A 4,388-nucleotide genomic window follows, 5' to 3' on the forward strand; every position below is an offset into this window, starting at 1 on the left:
ACAGCGTGCCGATCGCGGCCGACAGCGCGAGCAGCCAGAATCCGCCTTCGCGCACACGCTGCGCGGCGCGCACCGTGTAGGGCTGCAAGGAGAGCGTTGGCCGGCCGACCGAGACGACGCCGACCAGCCGGTCGGCCACGCGCACCGGCGCGGCGACGTACATCACCGAGGTGGACGGCTGCTGCGGATCGTCGCGCGTGCTGCGCGCGCCGTACTCGCCGCGCAGCACGCGCGCCACGTCGATCCACTGGCTGTAGTCGGCGCCCGGCGCGCCGCCCGCCGAGTCGAAAACCAGGATGCCGCGCGCATCGGTCAGGTAGACGCGCAGATCGACCGATTCCTTGCTCACGCCCCAGATCGACGCGTTCGGCGTGCGACCGATGGCGGCGGCGACAGCGCGCGCGAAGTTCCCGTCGGCAATCCGCCCGGCGGCGAGCTCGGGCGCCGCGAGCTCGGCGAGCAGGTGCGCCGTATCGACCAGAACGTCCTCGGCCGCCTGGCGCACTCCCGGCTGGACTTCCTTGCTGAAGATGTTGAGCACGAACCACGCAGCGACGCCGACGACCAGGAAGAAGCCGAGGAACAGACGGATGGCGATGTTCATGCGTGCATGCGGCCGCGGTCGCCTAGGCCAGGTCCCGCCGCAGGCTGTAGCCGAGTCCGCGGTGCGTCTCGATCGGGTCACTGTCGTCGACCGCGCGCAGCTTGGCGCGCAGCGTCTTGACGTGCGCATCGACCGTACGTTCCATGCTTTCCTCGGCGTCGCGCCAGACCCGGTCCATCAATTGCGGGCGGGAAAGGATGCGGCCGGCGGCGTCGATCAGCGTCGCGAGCAGGCGATACTCGTAGCGCGTCAGTTCGAGCCAGACCCCGCGGTAAGCGATGCGCGCGCCGTCCGCATCGACCGCAAAGACCGGCCGGACGGCGGACGTTGGTGTCGGTGTTGGTGTCGGTGTTGCCGTTGGCGCTGCCGCGACCACGACCCGCGCCCGGCGCAGGATGGCGCGGACGCGCGCGGCCACCTCGCGTGGGCTGAACGGCTTCGCCACGTAGTCGTCGGCGCCGAGTTCGAGGCCGACGATGCGGTCGATCTCGTCCGCGCGAGCGGTCAGAAACAGCACCGGCACGTCGGAAGCGCGGCGCAACTCGCGGCAGACGTCGAAACCGGAAAGGTCGGGCAGCCCGACGTCGAGGATGACCAGCGCATGACCATTGGCGCGCAGCGTGGCCAGCGCGTCACGGCCCAGACCGACGCAGTCGCTGGCCAGACCTTCGCGCTGCAGCGCGTAGACAAGCGCATCGCTGATCGCCGGCTCGTCGTCGACGATCAGGATGCGCGGCGGGGCGTCTGGCGGCGACATGGCACGGTGCGGGTCGGCGCAGCCGCGCACTCCACGGAACGAGCCCGCCGGCCGTCCGCCCACCTGGTGGCGGCTGAGCAAGGCGCGCAGAAGCGCGGAGAGAACGGGCGACGCATTGCGCGAACTCCGAAGAAAACGTGATCCGGCGAGCAACTGCCCGCGCGACCAGCCTGCGCGGCACGGCACGGCAGAACACGGGGCGGCACGGCACGCCAGGATGAGGGAGCGAAGAATAGGCGATCGCCGGCCAGTTCAGCAAGCGCTCGACCTCGCCCGACCCGGCATGTGGAATGGTCGGCCGAGCCCGAATCGCCCACCTCCGGTTGGGCGCTCCGCGCCGGCCCTACCGGCTGATGGCCCTCAGGGCGCAGGGAAAACCCCAGGAAGCCGTCGCGCCCGTCGCGGTGCCCCTCGAAGCGGCAGGCCAAGCCAAGCCTCCAGGCCCTGCTGAGCCACGAGCCGCCGCGCGCGACGCGCCAATAATCGCCCTCGCCCTCAGGAGCGCGTGGGTCGTCGCAATCCGCACCATCGCGCGGTCGCTGGCCGTCGGCGCACCGCTCCCAGATCTTGTCGTGCATTTCGTACAGACCCCACGCGTTGACCGGAAACCTCTTCACCGGCACGATCGTTTGCCGGTGCTTGCCTTGCGCGCCGTACGCGCAAGGATGCTGGCCATCGTACTTCGCCTGCCGTGTGTCGATCGTCTCGCCGAAACTGAACGGCGTCGTCGTTCCGGCCCGCCAGGCGGCGAGCCCATGCGGAATTCGCCGGGTCCGAGCCAGCGCTGGCGCAGCACGACGCCGGCGATCGTTACTTCGCGGTAGACGCCGTAGCGATCGCGGCCGAAATCCCACGCCCACGCCGGCCGCTGCACGCGCTGGCAGGCGTAGGCGTGCGTGCCGGCGAACACTTCGACGCGCTCGGCGCTGCTCTCGGCGAGCGGCAGCACGGCGGCGTCGGTCGGCAGGCGAAGCCGACGCGTCTGGCGGCCGCCTCAGCCTGCACCAGCAGCACTGCGGGGTCGATTGCTGGTGCTTCGAGCGGCTGATCGGCGAGGCGAAAAAGATGGCCGCGTGCCCGGCAGGAGATGCGGGGCTCGCGACCTTGCTCGAACGCCTGCGGGGACTCTACCGCGGCGACTTCCTGACGCGCGAGGACGACCATGCGTGGGGCCTGGGGCAGCGCGAACGCCGGCGGCGCCGCTGGACGGCGCTATTGCCGCTGCTTGCCCAGTCCTGCACAAAGCGGCAGCAGGCGAGCGAAGCGGTTCGCCGTGGGCGGAAGCGACCGCAGTCGATCCGTTGCCAGAAGCGGCTACCGCGCGCTGATCCTCTGCCTGCACGCGCAAGGCGAGGACGCCGAGGCGCTGCGCGTCTACGACTTTGTCCGCGCATGCTGGCGGCCGCACTCGGCGCCAGACCGTCAGCCGCCACCGGGGCCATCCGCCGCATCATCGCCGCTGCTGCTGGCGACGTTTCGGCTGGCGGTTCGGTGGATGCGTAGTCGATCCGGAACTCCGGGTTGCCGAAACGTCTGCCCTGAATCGTTTGGCCGCAGCGCGCGGCACGCGTCTGCAACGGTGACGGTTGCCTGGCCAGGCGGCGCCCGAGTAGAGGGATGACCATCGCCAGACGACTCGATCTGTGGGCGAGTTCGCCTTCGCGCGCTTGCGCAGGAGGAGGGAGAGGCAGCCTCGGCCGCTTCACCTGGCCGCTGGTCGGCGACCTCGCTTCGCTACTCAGCGCGGCCCACGGGCGCTGGCCGATCGCCGGCTTTTGGCAGCGCTGCGTTCATCCGGCGCCTGGCGATCGCCGGGTTCCGGGCACACAAGAGCGAACGAAATCTCACGCAAATCGCGATTGCTTCCCGCTTCCGAAGGTCGCCGTGGGATGACGCAGGCATGACACTGGCCGTGAAACTGTGTCTGGCTGGCCGAGCAGCCGTCCCGCGGCGGCAAAAAAACAGCCTCCGAGAGGATCGCCTTGCTCAGAATCTCTCTGGAACGAACTTGTATGGATAGTCCGGCTCTACGTAGTCGCCAGGTTTCTGGCGTTTCGGCAGCTCGACCTTTTCCCGTGGGACTTCCTTATATGGGATTCTGCTGAGCAGGTGAGAGATGATATTCAGGCGTGCACGTTTCTTGTCGTCGGAGTTGGCCACGAACCATGGCGCCCAGGCGGTATCGGTGGCGGCGAACATGGCATCGCGTGCCCGGGAATAGTCGTACCAGCGGCTGTAGGACTTGAGATCCATAGGCGACAGTTTCCATATCTTGCGGCCATCGTCGATGCGTGCCCTCAGGCGCCGGGTCTGTTCTTCCTCGCTGACTTCCAGCCAGTACTTGATCAGGATGATGCCCGACTCGACCATCATCTTCTCGAAGCTGGGAGCCACTTCCAGAAAGCGTTTTACCAGAGCTTCATCGCAGAACCCCATCACCCGCTCCACACCGGCGCGGTTGTACCAACTGCGATCCCAGATCACCACTTCACCTGCCGCGGGCAGGTGCGGTAGATAGCGCTGCACGTACATCTGGCTCTTTTCCCGTTCGGTTGGCGCTGGCAGGGCGATCACCCGGAATACGCGCGGGCTGACCCGTTCGGTGAGCGCTTTGATGGTGCCACCCTTTCCAGCACCATCGCGCCCCTCGAAAACAATGCATACCTTGAGGCCTGCATGCACAACCCACTCCTGCAGCTTGACCAACTCCACGTGCAGCTTCTTTAATTCGCTGTCGTATTCCTTCGTGGACAACTTGTCTTTGGGTTCCTTGGGAAGCCTGTTGACTACCTCCGGGTCGCCACCTTTTGCTTTCTTGCTTGATTTAGACATTTCTAACCTTTCAAATGAATCATGTTTTGGTCCATGCAGCATGGTGGAGCTTTGTGTCCAGTCAGCGCTCGATGATAAATCGAAAACTGACATCATTGCCAGCAAATCTTCCACCCGGAATTCTGGATCGAGGACTGACAGTGTAACCGTTCACACCCCCTTGCCACCAACACGGTCGTGCTCTACGAATCAACA

4 protein-coding genes and 1 pseudogene are annotated in these 4,388 nt (G+C 66.7%); all 5 read right to left on the reverse strand.

What is annotated here, in order from left to right:
• Positions 1-604, reverse strand: a pseudogene (locus tag RKP46_RS10975) (two-component system sensor histidine kinase CreC); the annotation flags it as partial.
• 22 nt (positions 605-626) lie between these two features.
• Positions 627-1,361, reverse strand: coding sequence for a two-component system response regulator CreB (gene creB / locus RKP46_RS10980; RefSeq protein ID WP_311106679.1), 735 nt, complete (start codon positions 1,359-1,361; stop codon positions 627-629).
• The gene (locus RKP46_RS10985) at positions 1,328-2,062 is read right to left on the reverse strand and encodes an SUMF1/EgtB/PvdO family nonheme iron enzyme (RefSeq protein ID WP_311106680.1); all 735 of its coding nucleotides are present in this window, start codon (positions 2,060-2,062) and stop codon (positions 1,328-1,330) included. Before RKP46_RS10985 ends, creB begins: the two co-directional genes overlap by 34 nt.
• On the reverse strand, positions 1,975-2,310 hold the full coding sequence (locus RKP46_RS10990) for a hypothetical protein (RefSeq protein ID WP_311106682.1): 336 nt from the start codon (positions 2,308-2,310) through the stop codon (positions 1,975-1,977). The genes RKP46_RS10985 and RKP46_RS10990 overlap by 88 nt, the downstream gene beginning before the upstream one ends.
• A gap of 1,037 nt (positions 2,311-3,347) precedes the next feature.
• The gene (gene ppk2, locus RKP46_RS10995; RefSeq protein ID WP_311106681.1) at positions 3,348-4,193 is read right to left on the reverse strand and encodes a polyphosphate kinase 2; all 846 of its coding nucleotides are present in this window, start codon (positions 4,191-4,193) and stop codon (positions 3,348-3,350) included.
• Positions 4,194-4,388: the final 195 nt, after the last annotated feature.

It is taken from the genome of Accumulibacter sp. (assembly GCF_031732815.1).
Taxonomy (GTDB): Bacteria; Pseudomonadota; Gammaproteobacteria; order Burkholderiales; family Rhodocyclaceae; genus Accumulibacter.

Bases quoted from the DNA above. Each gene is read 5' to 3' on its own strand.
- creB (WP_311106679.1), bottom strand. From the start codon at position 1,361: ATGTCGCCGCCAGACGCCCCGCCGCGCATCCTGATCGTCGACGACGAG.
- ppk2 (WP_311106681.1), bottom strand. From the start codon at position 4,193: ATGTCTAAATCAAGCAAGAAAGCAAAAGGTGGCGACCCGGAGGTAGTC.